The organism is Oceanobacillus luteolus, from assembly GCF_042678205.1.
GTDB lineage: Bacteria > Bacillota > Bacilli > Bacillales > Amphibacillaceae > Oceanobacillus > Oceanobacillus luteolus.
Window position 1 is genome coordinate 149,950 of record NZ_JBHUDE010000005.1, and the last position, 21,248, is coordinate 171,197.

The following is a 21,248-nucleotide window of genomic DNA, read 5'->3' on the forward strand; positions in this document are numbered from 1 at the left end:
AGGAGAGGAAGTTTGATTAATGGCTCAGGCTCGGGTACAGACGAAAACGAAACAGGACATCATCTGGTCGAAGGATTTTGTTTTTATTTGGCTGGCTAATTTTTTCATTTTTTTAGGCTTTCAAATGACATTACCGACCCTCCCGCTTTATGTGAAGGAGCTTGGTGGAAATGATCAGCTTGTTGGTGTGATTGTAGGTATATTCACCTTTTCTGCTCTTATTTTAAGGCCGTTCGCAGGTCATGCGCTAGAAACGAAGGGGCGTGGCTTTGTCTATATATTTGGGCTTACTATATTTGTTATATCCATGGGAGCTTATGGTTTTCTAGCGAGTCTCCTCTTTCTCGGTATAATCCGAGTGATTCAAGGAGTTGGCTGGGGCTTTTCAACAACTGCAGGAGGAACGATCGCCACTGATTTAATTCCCCCGCATCGACGTGGAGAGGGAATGGGTTATTTCGGATTATCTGGAAATATTGCGCTCGCTTTCGGTCCTTCGCTTGGATTGGGACTGATGGGAGTTCTTAGTTTTAATGAAATCTTTTTAATATGTAGTGGGCTAGGGTTCATTGCTTTGCTATTTTCTTTAGGGATCCGGTATAAGAAGGTAGAAGTTTCAAAAGAACAAACACACGTAGCCAGGTTTGACATCATTGAAAAAACGGCGATACAACCGTCGATTCTCATGTTTTTTATCACGGCGACGTTTGGTGGAATCGCAACATTTCTTCCATTGCATGCATGGGAGAGGAATGTTGATGGCATCGCAACTTATTTTCTTGTCTATGCCATCTTTTTGATGATTTCCCGTACATTTGCTGGTAAGGTTTACGATAAGAAAGGGCATCTCTATGTCTTTCTTCCAGGTACTGCTCTTATTTTATCTGCCATGCTTTTACTTGCTTGGCTTCCAAGTACGTTGATCTTATGGACGGCAGGTGCAATTTATGGGTTTGGGTTTGGTACGGTACAGCCGGCTTTGCAAGCTTGGGCAGTTGACAAGGCGAAAGCCAATCGAAAAGGGATGGCAAATGCAACTTTCTTTTCCTTTTTTGACTTAGGAATCGGAATCGCAGCCATTTTCTTTGGCTTCCTGGCAGCCACAATCAACTACGCCTCCATCTACATCGCATCAGCCCTATCCATCGCCTGCTCAATGATGATATATATTTACTTTTACATAAAAGAAAAGCGAGCCGCGAAAGTGTAGATTAGTTCACTCATAATGGAGTAATGCCTTTTCTCCTGGAGGTTGCGGACGACCAAGAAGCGCAAATATTAACTTTTATATGGTTCATTTCACTTTTATCAACTATTCCTATAAAATAGTAATAATAAGCTATTTGCACATAAAGGCGGGTTTACAATCTTGAAACAATTAAAAGACGTTAACATAAGCAGGTTATTTCCATCGGCCATATACCGAAGGGGAGTTGAATATTTCAAGAAAGACAAAGTCCACGATCTAGTCTATGACCGAAACCATCAAGTTTGGACTGCGATGGTCGACGGTAGCGAAAATTACTTTGTGGAAATCGATATGCGCGAAGCAGAAAAAGGAACGATTGATACATATTGTGACTGTGCTGCATTTGATACCTATGGTTCTTGCAAGCACATTGTAGCAACCTTATTAAGCATTCAAACGAAAGAGAATAATAAAGAACCTGTACTTGCCTACGATTACGTAAAAACAGATAGGTTCATCGAGCAACTGAGTGCACTTCAGCAATTGGAACCTAAAAAGCCTGGCCATATTTTCGAACAGGAACCGGTACAGGTGGAGTATCATTTACATCACCATTATACCGGCAATCTATCAGTGGAATTGAAATTTGGAGTTAAACGTCCCTATGTTGTAAAAGAATTGTTTAAACTAATCGATGCCGTGCTTACCGGAAACGAATATTATTTTACAAAGAATTTTACATATCGACCTGAAGAGCATTATATATTGGGTCAGGACGAAGAGATTTTCCGGATGTTACATGCAATCCAAAAAAACGAGAACATCTACCACTCGACGATTTATGCAATGACAAGCGGCACGGATGATCGTTACATCATTATTCCACCGCTGGCAGCTAGAGAACTACTGGAAAAACTCGTGGAACGGAAGACCTCCATTCGAATATCCAACAGAACTTACTCCAACATATCCATTGGAGAAGGGTCGCTACCTTTTGAATTCATGCTGGAGAAGAGCAAAGAAGATGTTTTGCTCCGGCTTGCAGAAGGGAACGATGTGTCGATTCTAAAAGAGTACAATATGGTGTTCAGTGATGGAGTGTTTTATTTTGCGACTCCTGAAGAAACGAATATTATTGATAAATTATTTCAGTTTAATGTTAATGATTTGTCGCTCGCCATCTCGAAACAGCAAGCGGACCGGTTCTTTTCTGAAGTCATTCCATCACTGAAAATCGTAGGAGATGTGAAAGTAGCGGAGAACATTATTGAAGAAGTGATCCAAGTACCACTTCAAGCAAAGCTCTATCTCGAGCTTGAGGATGAATTGATCACCGGAAAACTGGAGTACCATTATGGTAAGCATGTTGTTGATCCTTTTAATGGCAGGGATCAGAGTGATCTCATCATCATTCGCGAAGTTGAAAAAGAAATGGAAATCATGCGGCTGATTGAGCATGCGAATTTTAGGTACAATGGAAAAGAACTTTATTTGGAAACAGCTGAGGAAGAAGAGCTGTATGAGTTTTTATATGATATCTTGCCATTATTAGCGGATAAAGTGGAGCTTTTCCTTACTTCAGATTTAAAATATATGATTGTTGAACATGAGCCGACTGCAACAACGAATGTCAATGTAGACACGAGTTCCAATCTATTGGAAATCAGTTTTGATATTGATGGTGTAAATGAGCAAGAAGTGGAGTCCATACTTCAGGCGGTGATTGAGAAGAAACGCTTTTATCGTTTGGATAGCGGGGCATTAATGTCATTGGAAAACGATGCATTTTCCTCGATCCATCAGTTCTTTGACAGTTTGGACATTCGAAAACAGGATGTAGAGGGCGGTAACGTGCAAATGCCGCTATACAGAAGCACGCAAATTGATGAGCTTATTGATACGAAGAAAAGTTATGATCCGGCGTTCCGGTCTTTAATCCATCATTTACGTACACCGGATGAACAGATTGATGAGTTGCCGGAAAACTTGAATGCGACACTCCGTAATTATCAGGTCACTGGTTATCAATGGTTCAAATCATTAAGCCGTTATCACTTAGGCGGAATATTAGCAGATGATATGGGGCTTGGAAAGACGATTCAAACGATTGCTTACATCGCTTCTGAGCCAAGTGATAAGTTACATCTGGTCGTTGCACCGTCTTCTGTTGTTTACAATTGGAAAAATGAATTTATGAAATTCACACCGGATTTGAAGGTTGCCATCTTAACGGGAACCCCCGCTGAACGGCTTGAAAAAGTAAAGAATCTACAAGATGTGGATGTGTGGATCACTTCTTATTCGACGCTTCGGCAAGATATAGAGTTATATCGTAATCTTGAATTCCAGACGATGATTCTGGATGAAGCGCAATATATAAAGAACTATGCAACAAAAACATCTCAAGCAATCAGACAAGTGAATGCATCTCGTCGCTTTGCTTTAAGCGGAACACCAATTGAAAATTCAATTGAAGAACTATGGGCGATTTTCCAAGTGATCTTGCCTGGATTAATGCCATCTTTACGCAAATTCAAGCAATTGACGAATGAAAAAATCTCCAGTCTCACACGACCATTTATTTTGCGGAGATTGAAACAAGATGTGTTGAAAGAATTACCGGAGAAAATAGAATCGGTAAGCTTGTCGGAATTGACTACGGAACAAAAGGAGCTTTATCTCGGTTATTTGCAGCAAGTACAGCAGGACGCTTCCCAGTCGTTGAAAGAGAGTGGCTTCAATAAAAATCGAATGAAGATTTTAGCAGGTTTAACACGGTTACGTCAGATATGTTGCCACCCATCTTTATTTATCGAAAACTACCAAGGTGACTCTGGAAAGTTGCAACAATTGATGGACACCGTAAGGACTGCTTTGGAAAATGGCAAGCGCATGCTGATCTTTTCACAATTTACGAGCATGCATGAAATCATCATGAAGGAACTTGAAAAAGAGGGAATTGATTTCTTTTACTTAAGTGGAAAAACAGAGTCCGAAGAGCGGGTCATGATGAGTGAACGCTTCAATCAGGGAGAAAAAGATATTTTCCTCATCTCATTGAAAGCTGGCGGAACAGGTTTGAATTTGACCGGAGCAGATACGGTGATTCTATATGATCTGTGGTGGAATCCGGCAGTGGAAGATCAAGCGACAGGACGTGCGCATCGTTTTGGACAAAAAAATATCGTTCAAGTTATCCGATTGATTGCGGAAGGAACGATTGAAGAAAAGATATATGAATTGCAACAGAAAAAACGCGAGCTGATCAGCCAAGTCATCCAACCAGGCGAACAAATGCTGAGCAGTCTCAGTGAGGATGATATCCGAGAACTGTTGAGCTTGTAAGGAAAGAGTCGAACAGGAGATGCCTGTTCGACTCTTTTTCATGTTGGACGGAATTATTGATTCAGTGTAAATAGTTTTCTTGGCCTTCCTTTTTTGTATGGACGTTCTTCACCGGCAATTTTAATCACATTACCGCTTAATAATTTATTCACCGTCCGCTCTGCACTTCTTTTTGTGACTTTATAGAATAAGGCAACGTCATGTGTGGAAAAGGGTTCATTATTACGGTCGGTAATGAAATCAATGAAATTATATGAAAGCTCATTATTTAATCTAGCATCATGAATCAGTGCCTGATACAAGCTAGACGTGTCAATCTCCTTTTTCACACCGATTGGACCGATCATTTCTTTTCTTTCATTGACGATGTAGCAAATGCTATGGTCGCTTCGTTTGCAGCTATCCAGAGCAATTTCGGCATTTTTCGCAGATTCATTAGCACTCAGTCCTAAACCGAATCCAAGGTGGATCGGCAATTTAATATTACTTTTCATTTCCTGTAACAACGGGAAGGACCTGTAATGCTCCTTTAAATGTTTAAGCAGCTTTTCCGAACCATAGATGACAAAATGGTTTTCCGAGGTTTTAACAAAAGATGCATCATTCTTGGCAGTGAATTTAGTGAGAATCCGCCTTACCTTGTTTAAGATGTCCAAACTATGCCCGATTATTTCGGTATTAGCATCAATTCCCTTAACAGAAACATATCCGGTGACCATCTGCCGGTTTTCGGACTCACTTAATCGTACGAGAGAGATTGCCTGGTCAATCAATTGTTTTAGTTGCAGTTCGGGAATTTCCATCGTATGTGCAGGGATTCCTTTTGCTGTTAACTTAGCAGTAATTTCCTCTGAACTTGGTAAGATATAGTCCACTTTATCTTCTGTCCATAGAGTTATATAGTAGGATACTAATCGATTGATATCAGGCTTGGTCCATTCGTCGTGAAGGAAACTGTGGATATCATCATCTAGTCCAAGTTCTTGGGTGACCTCGTCCAAAAAGGTTTCGTTAAATGCATCAAGCGCGACTCGACTTGGAGGATGATCCATTTTTGTTTCCAGCCGATACAGATTTGCGGCCATCATGTAAGGGTCCATTTCCACTCGGAGTGCTGGGAGCCGCTTTTTTTCGATCGTGTCTTTAACGTATAAATAAGATAGGTATTCTGTAAATACATAGATGTCACAATTAAAAACCGTGTCCAGTAGATTGGTAGTTTCTTCAGCTTCAGAATAGATGAATGGTAACATTTCCACTTCTTCAACATCTGATATAATTTCTTGAATACGACGGATCGTGTTTTGCGTACCGAAGACTGCCATTTTTATCATAATCTTCCCCCTCCAATCAAACGACAAATTATATTTCTATCATCGTAGCTGAATTTTCGTAATATTGTCAAGAAATATATTGAAAACGGATACATTTGCATAAAAAACGTAAAAGAAAATAATTTTAGTTGATTTTTTACAAAAAAGTCGGTAAAGTGTATCTTAAGAAAAATCTGCGCTTCTATCTGTACCTTCATTGTTGTTTATCAGCCAGCCGAATAAGAGGAAAGTCCTACATACTGGAATCCAATATCACTAAATTTCTATCTATTGTAATTCTTCAATTAATTGAGTACTGCCAAATTATAGTTATTGACAAAGTTAAGCAATTTGTTAGAATCTTACGTATAAACGAAAGGGGAGTTCAAATGAAAAAGAGTAAATTATTTCTATTTTCCATTCTCTTGACGGCTATGGCTTTATTCCTAGCAGCATGTGGTGGAAATGATGGAGCAGATGGGGATTCAAATGAAGGTGGGGACTCACCATCAGCGATTAGTATGTTGACAGGTGGAACAAGTGGTACATATTATCCACTAGGCGGAGAAATGGCAAAGATTATTTCAGATGAAACAGGTATTCAAACTGACGCATTATCATCCAATGCTTCTGCTGATAATGTCATATCTTTACAAAATGAAGAAGCAGAGCTTGCATTCGTACAAACAGATGTGGTAGCGTTTGCAGAGCAAGGGATCAACGCATTTGATGGAAATCCAGTTGACAATGTTTTGGCTATTGGTTCCCTCTATCCGGAAACGATTCAAATTGTAACAACACAAGATTCTGGAATTGAATCTGTCGAAGATTTAGCTGGTAAAACAGTATCAGTAGGTGCTCCAGGATCAGGTACGTATGTTAACGCTGAACAACTATTGGAAGTCCATGGTATGACAATGGATGATATTGACGCACAACACTTGGACTTTGGTGAGTCTACAGGTGGTATCCAAGATGGAAATATCGATGCGGCATTTATTACTGCTGGTACACCAACTGGTGCAGTAGAAGGATTGGGAGCTACAGCAGATATTAAAATCGTAGCGATCGAGCAAGATAAAATCGATGCTTTAATTGAAGAATATCCTTACTATGCACAAGACACTATTGCAGCTGGAACTTATGCTGGGCAAGAACAAGACATTGCCACTGTAGCTGTTGGAGCGATGCTTGCAGTTACGGAAAGTTTATCTGAAGATACGGTATATGAAATTACAAAAGCTATTTATGATAATGCAGAATCTATCACACACGCTAAAGGTGAATTCATTTCTCCTGAAGCAGGTGTAGAAGGAATCGGTATCGATTTCCACCCAGGAGCAGAAAAGTATTTTAAAGAAGCTGGAGTACTGGAATAAGTAATAAATAGAATAACCATATTCAGCCGGCAGTCAAGACGGTAGATTGTTTTGAGAGCCGGCTGTTTTATGGTTTTATATTTACATAGCTCTACTGTGATGCATTTGACAGATACCACATGTGCGGTGATTTATCCATGAAATTTAAAACAATTATTTTCGTTTCTATCCCACTTCTGCTCATTACTCTATTGTTTATCCCTTTTAAGAGTGCGTTGGTCTTTTATAAAGAAAATACTGATGAACTTGCAGCCTATTTACCAATAGATGCAGGTGACCAGTTTGACATTATATTTACTCATTCCATTCATTTGACAGATGTTGTTGAGAAATACCATGTTACAGAAAACTTAACGATTATACAGGATGAGATCATTTTCGAATCCTTTGGTATTGGCATGCCTTCTACTGTAGAGGAGGGGCAGACATTTGAATACAAAGATGGAAGATATCATTTAGGCAACTTAAATAATGTATTTGAATCCATGAAAATACGAAACGGAAAGACAGTTTCTAAGCATCGTTTGCGATGGAAGAATCATATGGAAGAAAAAATGGTTTGGTTCAACGATTACTTTGAACCGGGGGCTTGGTATACGGTGAAAGTAGACAAGTTGCCCCTATGGAGTTATCTGAAAGGAGTGAAGATTGATGAGCGATCAAAATAAAAACAACAAAAATAAATTAACAGATACTGAGAATACGAATTCGAACGAGCAAGAATTATCTCTGGAAGAACAACAGAAGTTAATGGAAAAATATGATATCGAATCGAATACGAGAAAGCTGACCGGAATCCTTGGCTGGGTTGTCTTTATTGTGTTAGTTGCATTTTCTTTATTCCACCTTTATACAGGGATCTTTGGTGCATACACAGCATATATCCAACGTACGATTCACTTAGGTTTTGCTTTGTCACTTATTTTCATGCTGTTTCCAGCGAAACGAGGAATGAAGAAGACAAGTGTGGCTTGGTATGATTGGATATTAGTAGTATTATCCATCGTTGTGTGTGCCTACTGGCCATTATTCTATGATACGTTAGTGGTGAAAGTCGGAGGTATTGATAACACGCAACTGCTGATTGGTGGAATAGCGGTTTTACTAGTTTTAGAAGCTGCTAGACGTGCTGTGGGATTACCAATAGTTATTATAGCGGTAGTATTCCTCTTGTATGCGTTGTTTGGTCCATACATGCCAGGTATGTTGATGCACCGTGGCTTGTCTCTACAACAGTTGGTCAATTCGATGTTCTTTACAACAGAAGGAATACTAGGAACACCATTACAAGTGTCTTCTACTTATATTTTCCTATTCCTATTATTTGGTGCTTTTCTAGTTCAAACAGGTGTAGGTAACTATTTTAATGATCTAGCATTAGCTATTGCTGGTCGCCGTGTTGGAGGACCTGCGAAGGTGGCTATTTTCGGAAGTGCGTTAAACGGTACGATATCCGGAAGCTCTGTAGCAAATACGGTAACTACTGGTTCCTATACAATCCCGATGATGAAACGGTTGGGATATAAACCGAACTTTGCCGGAGCGGTTGAAGCGGCTTCATCAACTGGTGGACAAATTATGCCACCTATTATGGGGGCAGCTGCTTTTCTAATGATTGAATTTGCAGGAGTTCCGTATTGGGACATTGCAAAAGCTGCTGTGATCCCAGCGCTTCTGTACTTTACCGGTATTTGGGTAATGACTCACTTTGAGGCAAAACGTCTTGGGTTGCTTGGTCTTCCAAAAGAGGAATTGCCAGATAAGAAAAAAGTCTTTAAAAAGATTTATTTACTATTACCAATTCTAGCTATTGTTTACTTCTTATTTGCTGGAGTGAGTATAGAACGTACAGCAATTTATGGTATTCTTTCAGCGATTGTCGTCAGTCTGTTCAGTAAAGAAACGAACATGTTCTTAGATGAAAATGGTAAATTTACTCTTGGTAAGTTCTTTTCTGCGTTGACAGATGGTGCGCGGACTGCATTAGGTGTAGCTGCCGCAACAGCTTCTGCTGGTATTATCGTTGGTGTTGTAACGAAGACAGGTTTAGGTCTGAAGTTAGGTAACGGTCTAGTTGGTTTAGCGGCTGCCATTACATCCAATGAGATGGGATTAATCTTGTTAACTCTAGTATTTACTATGATCACATCCCTTATCATTGGAATGGGTTCACCGACTACAGCTAACTATATTATTACGTCAACGATTGCATTACCTGCAATTATGGCTTTAAGTGATCAATATGAGCTAGGAATTCACGTGCTCGCTGCTCATATGTTCGTATTCTTCTACGGAATTCTGGCGGATGTGACTCCTCCTGTTGCGCTGGCAGCATTTGCGGCAACCGGTATCTCCGGGGGAGAGCCGATACGTACTGGGGTTAATGCATCCAAACTTGCTATAGCAGCCTTTATCATTCCGTATATGTTCATATTTGAGCCACAGTTATTAATGATCGATGTCACGTTCTTTGGTTTGACATGGATCATCATCACTGCCATTACAGGAATGATTGCGATTGGTGCTGGACTCATTGGTTTCTGGTACCGTAAGTTGCACTGGGCGGAACGATTAGTTGCTTTTGCCGCAGGTATTCTGTTAATGTACCCAGAAGGAAACACAGATTTAATTGGAGCGGTTATTTTTGTTGTCATGCTCGCTACTCAATTTATGAGCAGAAATAAGGGCAACGACAAAAAAGAGCCAGCCGGAGCTTAATAGTAAAGGCTATGCATTAATATGATAGGAGAGGTCCTGTAAAACAAGGACCTCTCTTTTTGCTTATCTCATTCTTTCGAGTATGATAAAGATTAGATAAAATGATAAAGGCTGGTTTGATAATGAGAAAGCAACATGATTTTACGGAAGGAAACATATTAAAACATTTAATCTCCTTTTCTTGGCCGATACTGCTCGCGAATTTATTGCAAACTTCCTATCAGTTTATTGACAGTTTGTGGGTTGGGAATTTATTAGGAGCTACGGCATTAGGTTCGATTGGAATTTCCAGCACCATTTTGTTTACCGTGCTTGCTTTTATCATTGGATTGAATAATGCAGCACTAACCATTCTTTCTCAACAACAGGGAAAAGGAAATGAAGATGGACTTATTCGCTATTTGAATGCATTCGTCGTCTTGATGACATTGATTGCGGTTGGGTTAGGTGCCGTTGGTTTTTTCTTCGCAGAACAGTTGCTTCATCTTTTAGGTACTCCTGCTTCGATGGTTCAGGGTGCTAAAGTGTATTTGCAGATTAATTTCCTTGGGATTCTATTCTTATTCGGATACAATTTCATGAGTACGGTCATGCGTGCACTTGGGGACAGTAACACGCCGTTAAAATTTGTGACTGTTGCCGTTGTCGCTAATATTGTACTTGATCCTTTATTTATCTCTGTGTTTAATTGGGGGATTCATGGAGCTGGGTATGCAACGGTAGTTTCACAAGGTCTGGCTTTCATCTATGGTTTTATTCATTTGAAACGACATAAGCTTGCCCCTTTTACTAGACCTACCATTCCTTCTTGGCAGGAAGTTCGACTGATTTTCAACCTTGGAATACCCTCAGGTCTGCAAATGGCTGTTATATCAGCCGGATCTGCAGCGATCATGAGTGTTGTCACTTCATTTGGCGGCGCAGTCGTTGCTGGATTTACCGCAGCTCAACGTCTCGATAGTCTTATTATGCTTCCTGCCCATGCTCTAAGTACTGCAGTGACGAGTATGGCAGGACAAAACATTGGGATTAAGAACTGGAAGCGAGTGAATCAGATAGCCAAGTATGGTGTGTTATTCAACTTCGCAATCATGGTAGGCATTGGAATCCTCATCATCCTGTTTGGAGAATATGCCATCAAGCTATTTATCCGTGATGAAGCATCCGTAGAGTTTGGTCGGACGTATTTAGCGATTATTGCACTCTGTTATCCATTTTTAGGAATTAACTTTATTCTGAATGGGATTGTTAGGGCAGCTGGTGCGATGTACCAGGTCCTTATTCTGAATATCATTTCATTTTGGATCCTGCGTTATCCATTAACTTGGTTGTTTTCTGAACTATTCGGCGAGCAAGGAATTGCAATGGGGATGGGCGTCAGCTTCTTAATTAGCAGTGTCATTGCTTTTCTCTATTTCCGTTACGGTAAATTTCGTGAAAAAGATCTATTCAAATAGAAAGATAATTAGCATAATGGTAGAATAAAGTTAGATTTAAAAAGGAGGAATAGTCATGGTTAAAGCAATTAACACAGAAAATGCTCCAGCAGCAATTGGTCCATACTCTCAAGCGATTCAAGCAGGTGAATTTCTTTTTGTTTCTGGACAAATTCCGGTAGATCCTGAAACAGGGGAAATTGTAGAGGGAATAGAAAAACAAACAGAACAAGTCATGGAAAACTTGAAGGCTGTCCTTAAAGAAGCCGGGACTGATTTTTCACAGGCAGTGAAATTTACAATCTATTTAAATTCCATGGAAGATTTTGCGACTGTAAATGAAATCTATGGAAATTATTTAATTGAACCTTATCCTGCAAGAGCAACGATAGAGGTAAGCCGTTTACCAAAAGATGTATTGGTGGAAATCGATTGTATTGCACATGTAGAGTAATCTGAGGAGGTTGATGTATGGATAACTTCATTTTCAGTAATCCTACGAAGCTGTTATTCGGAAAAGGTCAAATTGATTTATTGCCAAAGGAAGTCTCCCGCTATGGCAAGAAAATATTGCTCGTTTATGGTGGAGGCAGTATTAAACGAAACGGAATCTATGACCAAGTCATGGAAAAATTAGCTGAAATTGATGCAGATGTATTCGAACTTCCAGGGGTAGAACCAAATCCAAGATTATCTACGGTCCAAAAAGGGATTGAGATTTGTAAACGTGAAGGTATCGACTTCCTCCTTGCAGTCGGGGGAGGGAGTACTATTGACTGTACGAAAGCTATAGCTATTGGAGCTAAGACGGATATAGATGTTTGGGATATCATTATGAAAAAAGAATCAGCTTCCGATGCGCTTCCTCTTGGTACCATTTTAACATTGGCAGCAACCGGTTCAGAAATGAATGCCGGGTCTGTCATTACAAATTGGGAAATAAAGGAAAAACATGGTTGGGGTTCTCCACTCGTCTATCCGAAGTTTTCTATCTTAGATCCGACGTATACATTCTCAGTACCGAAAGACCAGACGATATATGGGATTGTTGATATCATGTCCCATGTATTTGAGCATTATTTCCATTTGACTTCAAATACACCAATGCAGGACCGTTTCTGTGAATCGATTTTACAGACAGTAATAGAAACAGCACCTAAACTTTTGGAGGAGCCGGAGAATTACGAGTATCGTGAAGTAATGATGCTAAGCGGCACGTATGCTTTAAATGGAATGGTTAGTGTAGGTTTAAGAGGCGATTGGGCTACGCATAACTTGGAACATGCCGTTTCCGCAGTGCATGATATCCCGCATGGTGGAGGGCTTGCTATCTTATTCCCAAATTGGATGAAACATGTGCTCGATGAAGAAAACGTTGATCGCTTCAAACAGTTGGCGATTCGAGTATTTAATGTGGATCCGACTGGTAAAGCTGATAAAGAAGTAGCTTTAGCAGGAATTGAAGAGCTGCGTGCGTTTTGGAACCGGATAGGCGCTCCAAGCAGATTGTCAGATTATGATATTGGTGAAGATAGCCTCGAATTGATGGCAGATAAAGCAGTAGCAGTACGAGAGCAATATGGTGTATTCAAGAAGTTGGACAGAGAAGACTCTTTGGCTATATTACAAGCCAGCTTATAGATATAAGGTTTCGACAAAATAATAAGTATTTCCCGGGAAATGTTGAAAAAAGGAAGAACTCGCTCATGAGTATTGAGCAAGTTCTTCCTTTATTGCTACCCGAATCTTATCCAAACATTCTTCCGGTGTTTTTCCAAAGACCCGTTTATTGTTTACTAGTGCATAGGGACGGACCGCACAGAGTCCACAAAAGTTTAGGCATGTATTCATGATGACGGCTACTTCAGGGAATTCCGATTCTAAAATCTCTTCCACATCAACCATCGTTATCGTATTTCCGTCACAAATTTCGACGACGACAATGCCCATATCTATCACACTTTCTATGTTGAAATGTTTATCTTCTGTTCACAGGCTGTGAAACTACTGTATTCGCTATATGATCATGATGTTGTTAGTATAATCCTATATATGAGGAAAAAGCAATTTTTCAGCATAGGAAAAGCTTGAGAAGTAGTGGCTTCCCAAGCTTTATTTTATTGCTTTAATATCGAAAAGAGCTTTGACTCTTTACCTTCATATTCACTTGTATACCAAGTATAGAGCATAATGACTCCACTTATCAGAAGTAATGCACTAGTGATATAGAAAACTGCGGAAAATCCGAATGACGCAGCAATCAATCCGCCAAGTGCCGGTCCAATTACGTTCCCTAGAAAGCGTAGGCTCGTATTATAGCCGAGCACTTCACCTTGCATCGATAGGGGAGCGGCTTTCCGGATATATGCAACCCTTAATGGTACAATTCCTCCAATCGCTACACCAAGCAAGAAACGTAATACAACAAGCTGCCAGATGTTTGTTACAAATGCTCCTGGCAAGTAGATGAGTCCTGCTGCGAATAGCAAGACGATCAAAATTTTGATATATCCTATTTTGTCACCAAGTTTCCCGAGTCTTCGTGAGAATAATAATGTTCCGAGACCCGCCGCTGAAAATGCCATTCCTGCGAAAAATGCGATGTTTACTGGACCATGAATCTCCTCCACGAACAAGGACAAGATTGGCTGGATACTGAAGTGTGCAATTTGAATCAACATCGATAGAAGAATGACGACAAATAGGACTGGATTACCTACGATATGCTGAATGACTTCTTTACTTGTATAAGATTTAGAGTCACGGTCATCTTTTGAGACCTTTAACTGTACTTCTTTAATGAAGAATACGAGTATCGCTGATAAGAAAAGTGTTACGGATACCCATTTAAATGTGCTTGCATAACCAAAGGAGTCTGCTAGAGCTCCACCAAGCATTGGCCCCATTAATGCGCCTGTAATACTTCCGGTTTGAAGCGTTCCAAGCACTTTGCCCGCTGATTTCTCCGGTGTCTGCACAGAGATTAATGCTTGAGACATGGGGATGAAACCTGTCACAATCCCCATCAGGAATCTCAATAAAAAAAGTTGCCAAACGGTTGTGGCAAACCCCATTAATAAAACAGATATTCCTATTCCAAATGCGGACATAATTAAAATATTTTTCCTGCCATATCGATCACCAATTTTCCCCCAGATCGGTGAGAATATAAAGGCAGAGATAAAAGTTACTGCGAATATAATACCAGACCATGTTTGCACATATGCGTCAGAAAAGTTACCCATAGAATCGATATACAAAGAAATGAATGGAATTACCATTGTCATACTTCCGCTGACAAAAAAGTTGGCAAACCACATGATGACTAAGTTTCGATTGATGGTTTCTTGATAACTAATTTGTAATACCCTTCTTTCCCACGAATATTTCGTTACTCTAAATATAACGTATCCCGAAGTATTTTTAAAGGAATCTGCTCATGTGTACAGACGGGTCAAATTCGAACTTAAAGTGTTCTTTTTTTAATGAAAAAGGTATAATAATTGCAAGTCCCTCTCAAATTATATAAAAGGGATAATTGAAGTTAGATGTTCTTGACTTCTTTAAAGGGGTGTTGAATCATGAAAAAGATGACCAAAACGATGCTGACATTATTGTTTGTAGCAATTTTCTCTATTGGATTAGCTGCACCTGTAGCTGCTGTTTCAGAAAGTATCCTCATTTACGGAGAACAACTTTCGGAATCGCAAAGGCAGGACGTCCGTGAAGCGCTAGGCCTTGGTGAGAATGAAGCGGTTGAGGAACATGATGTCACTGGTCAGGACTATGCGAACTATATTAATGGAAATCCTAATGCGAATATGTACTCTTCAGCGTTAATCAAATTAGAAAATAATGGTGAAGGTCTTGTTGTTAATATATTGACGCCTGAAAACATCACCAAGGTAACAAGTGAGATGTATGAGAATGCTTTACTTACTGCAGGAGCGGAAAACGTGACGGTCGATGTCGTTTCTCCAATTGCTGTAACTGGTCATTCTGCACTAACGGGTATTTATAAGGCATATGATGTGGAAGGTGTTGAGCTCGACAAGGAACGGATGGAACTTGCGAATGATGAACTTGTCGTTGCTACCGATTTAGCTGAAAGGGAAGGCGTCAGTGAGGAAAATGTTTCCCAATTGCTTACGGAGATAAAACAAATGATTGCTGAACAAAATCCGGTAACACGTGAAGAAGTGGAACAAATCGTCAGTGAACAATTAAACAAGCTGGAAATCAATCTTAGCGAGCAGGATCGCCAAATGCTTATTGATTTATTCGACCGGATGCGAGAACTCGATATCGATTTCAGTGGTGTTCGTGATCAATTGAAGAATATTGCGGATAGTGTAACGCAAAAGGCAGAAGAACTTGGCCTTGATCAAGGATTTTGGGAAAAGGTCGCTAACTTTTTCGCAGATTTATTTGAAGGTATAGGAAATTTATTTAGAGGATTGTTCAATTAGTTCTTAGATTGATGGAGTCTTTTCCAATGGAAAAGGCTCTATTTTTATGGAAAAGAGCTTGCATAGACATGGCGGAAGATGTAGTATCGCCGTAATATTGTCATACTAAATTGCGGTTTAGCGTCATTTATTGCATTTTCATTACAGAAGGCGGTAAATGTAGATGAACTGTAATTGATGTCATCCACTCTTAATTCCCCTGTAACTGTTTTCTCCTTTTTCCTGTGTTAGTATAATCACAGTCAGCAAAAAGGAGGAATTGACTTGAAGAAAATAGTAGCAGCATTAATGACAGGAATAATCCTATCAGGTGCAGCTGTAACTACCGCTTCAGCACAAGAACATGAAGTTCAACCAGGGGAGAACCTATGGGATATCGCAAAGGAGTATGATACTTCTATTGACGAGTTAGTGCACATCAATGATTTAAAGACGACAGTAATTCAGCCAAAACAAATTTTGAATATACATGATACTTACGTTGTACAACGTGGAGATACATTAATTAGTATAGGTAAGGAGTACGATGTATCCGTAAACGATTTGAAGAAATGGAATGACTTGAAAACTTCACTTATCGTTATTGGACAAGAACTCCAAATCAAAGGTAAAAAAGTAGATAAAGAGGATCGTGTGATACCTCAAGCACAAACAACAGAAGCACCTGCTAAGAAAGAAAAAGCCGAGACACTTGCTAAGCAAGAAGCAAAACCAGCTTCTAAAACGGCAGCGGCAGAGGAAAAACCACAAGGTAATACTATCTCAGTATCTGCAACAGCTTATACAGCAGACTGTGAAGGTTGTTCAGGTGTCACGTATACTGGAGTTGACTTAAATAAAAACCCTAATGCAAAAGTTATTGCAGTAGATCCAAATGTAATCCCATTAGGTTCTGAAGTTTATGTAGAGGGTTATGGCTACGCAATTGCAGCTGACATTGGCAGTGCAATTAAAGGCAATAAAATTGATCTTCATGTTCCATCAAAGAGTGAGGCCGTCAATTGGGGCGTTCGCACAGTTGATGTAACGATTGTTGAATAACAACAGAATCACAGGTAAAAAACCAAAAGGAAAGCATCCATTAATAATGGATTGCTTTCCTTTTAATTTTCTATAATATGCATTTCTCCGGGTTGTTCTATCTCAACCACGGGACGGTCGTCTTGAAATAAACCGAATAAGCCAATAACAACAATAAATGTAACAAAGACAGCCAACAGAATGATTCGCATCTTCATGCCTCCAAAATAATTTCCTTCACTAGTATAATAGACTTTTAGAGATAATGCGATAGGTAAAAACAGGGAGTTCAAATATTGTTCGGATTATCGTCCTGATTTTAACAAAGGGGCATACATATGTTAAACTATAAAAGTAATGTAAGCGCAATCATTACGGGTGAAGGAGGTTTTTTTATGTCGAGTAAGGCGTTGGAGCAGTTTTTAGATGAGAATATAGAAGATTTGAAGAGTAGAGGATTATACAATGAGATAGATATAGTTGAGGGAGCTAACGGGCCAACGATCCAGATTGGAGGTAGGGAACTTATTAATCTTTCTTCCAATAACTATCTGGGCCTTGCCACAAATAATACGTTGAAGCAAGTGGCAAATGAAGCTGTCGCATCACATGGAGTTGGAGCAGGTGCTGTGCGTACTATAAATGGTACGTTGGATTTACACAAGGAACTGGAGAGAAAGATTGCTGCATTTAAAGGTACGGAAGCAGCGATATCCTATCAATCTGGTTTTAATTGTAACATGGCAGCCATTTCTGCTGTCATGGATAGGAACGATGCAATTTTATCAGATGAATTGAATCATGCATCGATTATTGATGGTTGCCGGCTTTCCAAGGCGAAAATTATTCGTGTCAATCATTCGGATATGGATGATCTTCGTAAGAAAGCGAAAGAAGCGGTGGAATCAGGTCAGTATAATAAAGTGATGGTCATTACAGATGGTGTGTTTTCGATGGATGGGGATATCGCTAAATTACCGGAGATTGTAGAAATTGCTGAGGAGTTTGATTTAATCACCTATGTGGATGACGCTCATGGTTCGGGTGTGCTTGGTAATGGTGCAGGAACAGTGAAACATTTTGGTTTGCAGGATAAAGTGGATTTCCAAATCGGTACCCTATCAAAGGCGATTGGTGTTGTTGGAGGATATGTGGCAGGGAAGAAGAATCTCATTGATTGGCTGAAAGTTGCTTCCCGTCCATTCCTATTCTCAACCGCAGTAACTCCAGCCGATGCAGCAGCTAGTGCGAAAGCGATCGATATGCTGATGGAAAGTAACGAGCTCGTCCAATTGCTTTGGGAGAATGCAGATTATCTGAAAGCAGGTTTGAAAGATAAAGGTTTTGATATTGGAAATAGTGAAACGCCGATTACTCCAGTAATCATTGGTGATGAACAACTGACACAGAAATTCAGTAAACGTTTGTTTGAATCTGGTGTATATGCGAAATCGATTGTATTTCCGACAGTCCCAAGAGGTACAGGACGTGTTCGTAATATGCCGACAGCAGCACATACGAAAGAGATGCTTGATCAAGCCATTGCAACTTATGAGAAAATTGGTAAGGAAATGGGCATGATTTGAATACAATGACATAGGAGTATTAGAGTGGGGGGAGCTTTCTTTTTCTTCTCTAAGTATTCGTTGAACTGAATTTAGAGACAATAGAAGGAAAGGATTTTTGCTATGAAAAAAATTCTCGTAACTGGAGCGAGTGGACAAATCGGTTCCGAGCTGGTCATGAAACTACGAGATATTTATGGAGAAACCAATGTTATTGCTACAGATATTAAGGAGCCACAAGGAGAACGCGGCGATTCCTTATTTGAAATAGTCGATGTCATGGATGCAAATAAACTCTATGAAACTGCGAAATATCATAATGTGGATACCATCATGCATTTAGCTGCAGTGCTTTCTTATAAAGCTGAAATGGAGCCGATATTTGCTTGGAAGTTAAATATGGGTGGACTACTGAATGCATTGGAAGTTGCTCGAGAGTTGGATTTGCAATTCTTCACCCCAAGTTCCATTGGGGCCTTTGGTCCGGAAACGCCTAAGGATGACACACCTCAAGACACATTGCAGCGTCCGACAACGATGTATGGAATTAATAAAGTAGCGGGAGAATTGCTTTGTGATTATTATTACGAGCGGTACGGGGTGGATACAAGGGGAGTTCGTTATCCAGGCCTCATTTCCTCCAAAACGTTGCCAGGTGGAGGAACGACAGATTATGCGGTAGAAATTTACTATGAGGCATTAAAAAATAAATGCTACACCTGTTACCTCGAACAAGGGACATACTTGGATATGATGTATCTCCCGGATGCCCTTCATGCAATCATCGATTTAATGGAAGCGGATTCAAATAAACTTATTCATCGTAATGCATTTAACATCACTGCCATTTCAGCAGCTCCAGAAGATTTCGCGGCAGCGATTCAAAAACATATACCGGAATTTACAATGACATATGATGTGGATCCTGTTCGTCAGCGTATCGCCGACAGTTGGCCCAATCGATTGGATGCCAGTGCGGCTAGGGAAGAATGGGATTATAAGTATGAATATAATTTAGATAAAATGACAAAAGATATGCTGAATAAGCTCGTGGTGAAGTTACAGAATAGGAATGCGTTAGTTGATTAGTTTGCTTGCATGAAAATAGTCACATATCGAGTTAGGTAAAAGATATAAACAAAAAGATGCCTCTCCTGAGAGAGGCATCTTCTTATGCATACATTTTGTTGATTTCTTTTTGAAGTGCTTGATCGCGCACATATTCATCATAGCTCATTTCTTTATCGATGATTCCTTGTGGTGTAATCTCGATTAAGCGATTCGCGATACTGTTGACAAATTGATGGTCATGGGACGCGAATAGGATCGAACCTTTGAATTTAATCAAACCATTATTCAGTGCAGTGATCGACTCTAAGTCCAAATGGTTTGTCGGCTCATCCAAAAGAAGTACGTTCGCATTGGATAGCATCATTTTAGATAGCATACAACGAACTTTTTCTCCACCGGACAATACATTTGCTTTCTTTAGAGCTTGCTCACCGGAAAACAGCATTCTTCCAAGGAAGCCTCTGAGGAAAGTTTCCGTTTGATCTTCCGGAGAGAATTGACGTAACCAGTCTACTAAAGTCATCTCATTCCCCTCGAAGAATTCCGAGTTATCCTTAGGGAAATATGATTGGGAAGTAGTTACTCCCCATTTGAATGTACCGGCATCTGGTTCCATTTCACCCATAAGGATTTTGAACAGTGTTGTTTTTGCGATATCATCACGGCCGACAAGAGCGATTTTATCATCCTTGTTCATCGTAAAGCTCACATTATCCAGTACAACCGTATCACCGATTTTTTTCGTCAATCCTTCGACACGAAGCAAATCATTCCCGATCTCGCGTTCCGGTGTGAAAGAGATATAAGGATATTTTCTCGAAGAAGGCTGAATATCATCAAGTGTGATATTATCAAGCATTTTTTTCCTTGATGTTGCTTGCTTGGATTTCGATGCGTTAGCACTGAAACGCGCAATAAAGGCTTGCAACTCTTTAATTTTTTCTTCTTTTTTCTTGTTGGATTCTTGAGCCATTTTTGCAGCTAATTGGCTTGATTCATACCAGAAATCGTAGTTTCCTACTGTAATTTGGATTTTACCAAAGTCCACATCAGCAATATGGGTACAAACTTTATTCAAGAAGTGACGGTCGTGGGATACGACAATTACTGTATTTTCAAAGTTGATCAGGAATTCCTCAAGCCAATGTATTGCTTGAATATCAAGTCCGTTTGTCGGCTCATCCAGTAAAAGGATATCGGGATTACCAAATAAACTTTGTGCCAATAACACTTTAACCTTTTCGTCTTCTGCAAGCTCAGACATCAATTTACTATGAAGCTCTTCACCGATTCCTAAGCCTTTAAGAAGGATGGCGGCATCAGATTCTGCTTCCCAGCCATTCATCTCAGCGAACTCGCCTTCCAGCTCGGCAGCACGGATTCCATCTTCTTCAGTAAAATCTTCTTTCAAATAAATTGAATCCTTTTCCTTCATAACTTCGTATAATTTACTATGACCCATCAGTACAACTTCAATGACAGGGTATTCTTCATAGGCGAAGTGGTCCTGCTTAAGTACCGCAATCCGCTCACCCGGCGTCAAAGAAACGTTACCTGTTTGGGGCTCGATTTCACCAGATAATATTTTTAGGAAAGTTGACTTTCCTGCACCATTTGCACCAATTACTCCATAACAGTTACCAGGAGTAAACTTTAGGTTGACATCTTCAAACAATTTTTTATCGCCATATCGTAAGCCTACATTTGTAACGGTAATCATTATATTATATCCTCCAAATAAAA

At 39.8% G+C, this 21,248-nt stretch carries 17 protein-coding genes; 12 read left to right on the forward strand and 5 right to left on the reverse strand.

Going from position 1 to position 21,248, the window contains the following annotated elements; genetic code table 11:
• The first annotated feature begins 19 nt into the window (after positions 1-19).
• Both ACFSBH_RS01250 and ACFSBH_RS01255 read left to right on the forward strand, forming a co-directional pair.
• Positions 20-1,210, forward strand: coding sequence for an MFS transporter (locus tag ACFSBH_RS01250; RefSeq protein ID WP_379595649.1), 1,191 nt, complete (start codon positions 20-22; stop codon positions 1,208-1,210).
• A gap of 159 nt (positions 1,211-1,369) precedes the next feature.
• Complete coding sequence (locus ACFSBH_RS01255; RefSeq protein ID WP_251514171.1) at positions 1,370-4,534, forward strand: DEAD/DEAH box helicase; 3,165 nt, start codon at positions 1,370-1,372, stop codon at positions 4,532-4,534.
• Between the two features lie 53 nt (positions 4,535-4,587).
• Here ACFSBH_RS01255 and ACFSBH_RS01260 read toward each other — a convergent pair whose 3' ends face one another.
• Complete coding sequence (locus tag ACFSBH_RS01260) at positions 4,588-5,868, reverse strand: hypothetical protein (protein ID WP_379595651.1); 1,281 nt, start codon at positions 5,866-5,868, stop codon at positions 4,588-4,590.
• Positions 5,869-6,236: 368 nt separating this feature from the next.
• Between ACFSBH_RS01260 and ACFSBH_RS01265 the strand changes: the two genes are divergently transcribed.
• The 6 genes from ACFSBH_RS01265 to ACFSBH_RS01290 all read left to right on the forward strand — a co-directional run bounded on the left by ACFSBH_RS01265 (position 6,237) and on the right by ACFSBH_RS01290 (position 13,021).
• Positions 6,237-7,226, forward strand: a complete 990-nt coding sequence (locus tag ACFSBH_RS01265) for a TAXI family TRAP transporter solute-binding subunit (protein ID WP_251514166.1) — start codon at positions 6,237-6,239, stop codon at positions 7,224-7,226.
• A gap of 137 nt (positions 7,227-7,363) precedes the next feature.
• Positions 7,364-7,894: a DUF1850 domain-containing protein gene (locus ACFSBH_RS01270; protein WP_251514164.1), complete on the forward strand. Its 531-nt coding sequence runs from the start codon at positions 7,364-7,366 to the stop codon at positions 7,892-7,894.
• Positions 7,878-9,944 (forward strand): TRAP transporter permease, encoded by a 2,067-nt coding sequence (locus ACFSBH_RS01275; protein ID WP_251514161.1) that lies wholly within the window; start codon positions 7,878-7,880, stop codon positions 9,942-9,944. The genes ACFSBH_RS01270 and ACFSBH_RS01275 overlap by 17 nt, the downstream gene beginning before the upstream one ends.
• Before the next feature lie 122 nt (positions 9,945-10,066).
• Positions 10,067-11,401, forward strand: a complete 1,335-nt coding sequence (locus ACFSBH_RS01280) for an MATE family efflux transporter (protein ID WP_251514159.1) — start codon at positions 10,067-10,069, stop codon at positions 11,399-11,401.
• A gap of 55 nt (positions 11,402-11,456) precedes the next feature.
• Positions 11,457-11,834 (forward strand): RidA family protein, encoded by a 378-nt coding sequence (locus ACFSBH_RS01285; protein ID WP_251514157.1) that lies wholly within the window; start codon positions 11,457-11,459, stop codon positions 11,832-11,834.
• 17 nt (positions 11,835-11,851) lie between these two features.
• Entirely contained in the window at positions 11,852-13,021 is a 1,170-nt protein-coding gene (locus tag ACFSBH_RS01290) for an iron-containing alcohol dehydrogenase (RefSeq protein ID WP_251514155.1), read from the forward strand.
• Positions 13,022-13,084: 63 nt separating this feature from the next.
• On the opposite strand, the gene ACFSBH_RS01295 is transcribed toward ACFSBH_RS01290, so the two are convergent.
• Both ACFSBH_RS01295 and ACFSBH_RS01300 read right to left on the reverse strand, forming a co-directional pair.
• The gene (locus ACFSBH_RS01295; protein ID WP_251514153.1) at positions 13,085-13,330 is read right to left on the reverse strand and encodes a YuzB family protein; all 246 of its coding nucleotides are present in this window, start codon (positions 13,328-13,330) and stop codon (positions 13,085-13,087) included.
• Between the two features lie 167 nt (positions 13,331-13,497).
• Positions 13,498-14,700, reverse strand: coding sequence for an MFS transporter (locus ACFSBH_RS01300; protein ID WP_251514150.1), 1,203 nt, complete (start codon positions 14,698-14,700; stop codon positions 13,498-13,500).
• Between the two features lie 261 nt (positions 14,701-14,961).
• On the opposite strand from ACFSBH_RS01300, the gene ACFSBH_RS01305 reads away from it, so the two are divergent.
• Together ACFSBH_RS01305 and ACFSBH_RS01310 are read left to right on the forward strand one after the other, a co-directional pair.
• A complete protein-coding gene (locus ACFSBH_RS01305; protein ID WP_251514148.1) occupies positions 14,962-15,849 on the forward strand; it encodes a DUF1002 domain-containing protein in 888 nt (295 codons plus the stop codon).
• A gap of 264 nt (positions 15,850-16,113) precedes the next feature.
• The gene (locus ACFSBH_RS01310; protein WP_379595655.1) at positions 16,114-16,890 is read left to right on the forward strand and encodes a LysM peptidoglycan-binding domain-containing protein; all 777 of its coding nucleotides are present in this window, start codon (positions 16,114-16,116) and stop codon (positions 16,888-16,890) included.
• Between the two features lie 62 nt (positions 16,891-16,952).
• Here the strand turns inward: ACFSBH_RS01310 and ACFSBH_RS01315 are convergent, their stop codons facing one another.
• Complete coding sequence (locus ACFSBH_RS01315) at positions 16,953-17,081, reverse strand: hypothetical protein (RefSeq protein ID WP_379595657.1); 129 nt, start codon at positions 17,079-17,081, stop codon at positions 16,953-16,955.
• 183 nt (positions 17,082-17,264) lie between these two features.
• On the opposite strand from ACFSBH_RS01315, the gene ACFSBH_RS01320 reads away from it, so the two are divergent.
• Positions 17,265-18,455: a glycine C-acetyltransferase gene (locus ACFSBH_RS01320; RefSeq protein WP_379595659.1), complete on the forward strand. Its 1,191-nt coding sequence runs from the start codon at positions 17,265-17,267 to the stop codon at positions 18,453-18,455.
• Between the two features lie 102 nt (positions 18,456-18,557).
• Positions 18,558-19,523 (forward strand): L-threonine 3-dehydrogenase, encoded by a 966-nt coding sequence (locus ACFSBH_RS01325; RefSeq protein ID WP_379595661.1) that lies wholly within the window; start codon positions 18,558-18,560, stop codon positions 19,521-19,523.
• 82 nt (positions 19,524-19,605) lie between these two features.
• Here the strand turns inward: ACFSBH_RS01325 and ACFSBH_RS01330 are convergent, their stop codons facing one another.
• On the reverse strand, positions 19,606-21,225 hold the full coding sequence (locus ACFSBH_RS01330; RefSeq protein WP_251517142.1) for an ABC-F family ATP-binding cassette domain-containing protein: 1,620 nt from the start codon (positions 21,223-21,225) through the stop codon (positions 19,606-19,608).
• Positions 21,226-21,248 lie beyond the last annotated feature (23 nt).

Excerpts from the sequence above, each read along its gene's own strand:
- ACFSBH_RS01250 (WP_379595649.1), top strand. The coding sequence starts at position 20 with ATGGCTCAGGCTCGGGTACAGACGAAAACGAAACAGGACATCATCTGG.
- ACFSBH_RS01260 (WP_379595651.1), bottom strand. The coding sequence starts at position 5,868 with ATGATAAAAATGGCAGTCTTCGGTACGCAAAACACGATCCGTCGTATT.
- ACFSBH_RS01265 (WP_251514166.1), top strand. The coding sequence starts at position 6,237 with ATGAAAAAGAGTAAATTATTTCTATTTTCCATTCTCTTGACGGCTATG.
- ACFSBH_RS01270 (WP_251514164.1), top strand. The coding sequence starts at position 7,364 with ATGAAATTTAAAACAATTATTTTCGTTTCTATCCCACTTCTGCTCATT.
- ACFSBH_RS01275 (WP_251514161.1), top strand. The coding sequence starts at position 7,878 with ATGAGCGATCAAAATAAAAACAACAAAAATAAATTAACAGATACTGAG.
- ACFSBH_RS01280 (WP_251514159.1), top strand. The coding sequence starts at position 10,067 with ATGAGAAAGCAACATGATTTTACGGAAGGAAACATATTAAAACATTTA.
- ACFSBH_RS01285 (WP_251514157.1), top strand. The coding sequence starts at position 11,457 with ATGGTTAAAGCAATTAACACAGAAAATGCTCCAGCAGCAATTGGTCCA.
- ACFSBH_RS01290 (WP_251514155.1), top strand. The coding sequence starts at position 11,852 with ATGGATAACTTCATTTTCAGTAATCCTACGAAGCTGTTATTCGGAAAA.
- ACFSBH_RS01295 (WP_251514153.1), bottom strand. The coding sequence starts at position 13,330 with ATGGGCATTGTCGTCGTCGAAATTTGTGACGGAAATACGATAACGATG.
- ACFSBH_RS01300 (WP_251514150.1), bottom strand. The coding sequence starts at position 14,700 with ATGTGGTTTGCCAACTTTTTTGTCAGCGGAAGTATGACAATGGTAATT.
- ACFSBH_RS01305 (WP_251514148.1), top strand. The coding sequence starts at position 14,962 with ATGAAAAAGATGACCAAAACGATGCTGACATTATTGTTTGTAGCAATT.
- ACFSBH_RS01315 (WP_379595657.1), bottom strand. The coding sequence starts at position 17,081 with ATGCGAATCATTCTGTTGGCTGTCTTTGTTACATTTATTGTTGTTATT.
- ACFSBH_RS01320 (WP_379595659.1), top strand. The coding sequence starts at position 17,265 with ATGTCGAGTAAGGCGTTGGAGCAGTTTTTAGATGAGAATATAGAAGAT.
- ACFSBH_RS01325 (WP_379595661.1), top strand. The coding sequence starts at position 18,558 with ATGAAAAAAATTCTCGTAACTGGAGCGAGTGGACAAATCGGTTCCGAG.
- ACFSBH_RS01330 (WP_251517142.1), bottom strand. The coding sequence starts at position 21,225 with ATGATTACCGTTACAAATGTAGGCTTACGATATGGCGATAAAAAATTG.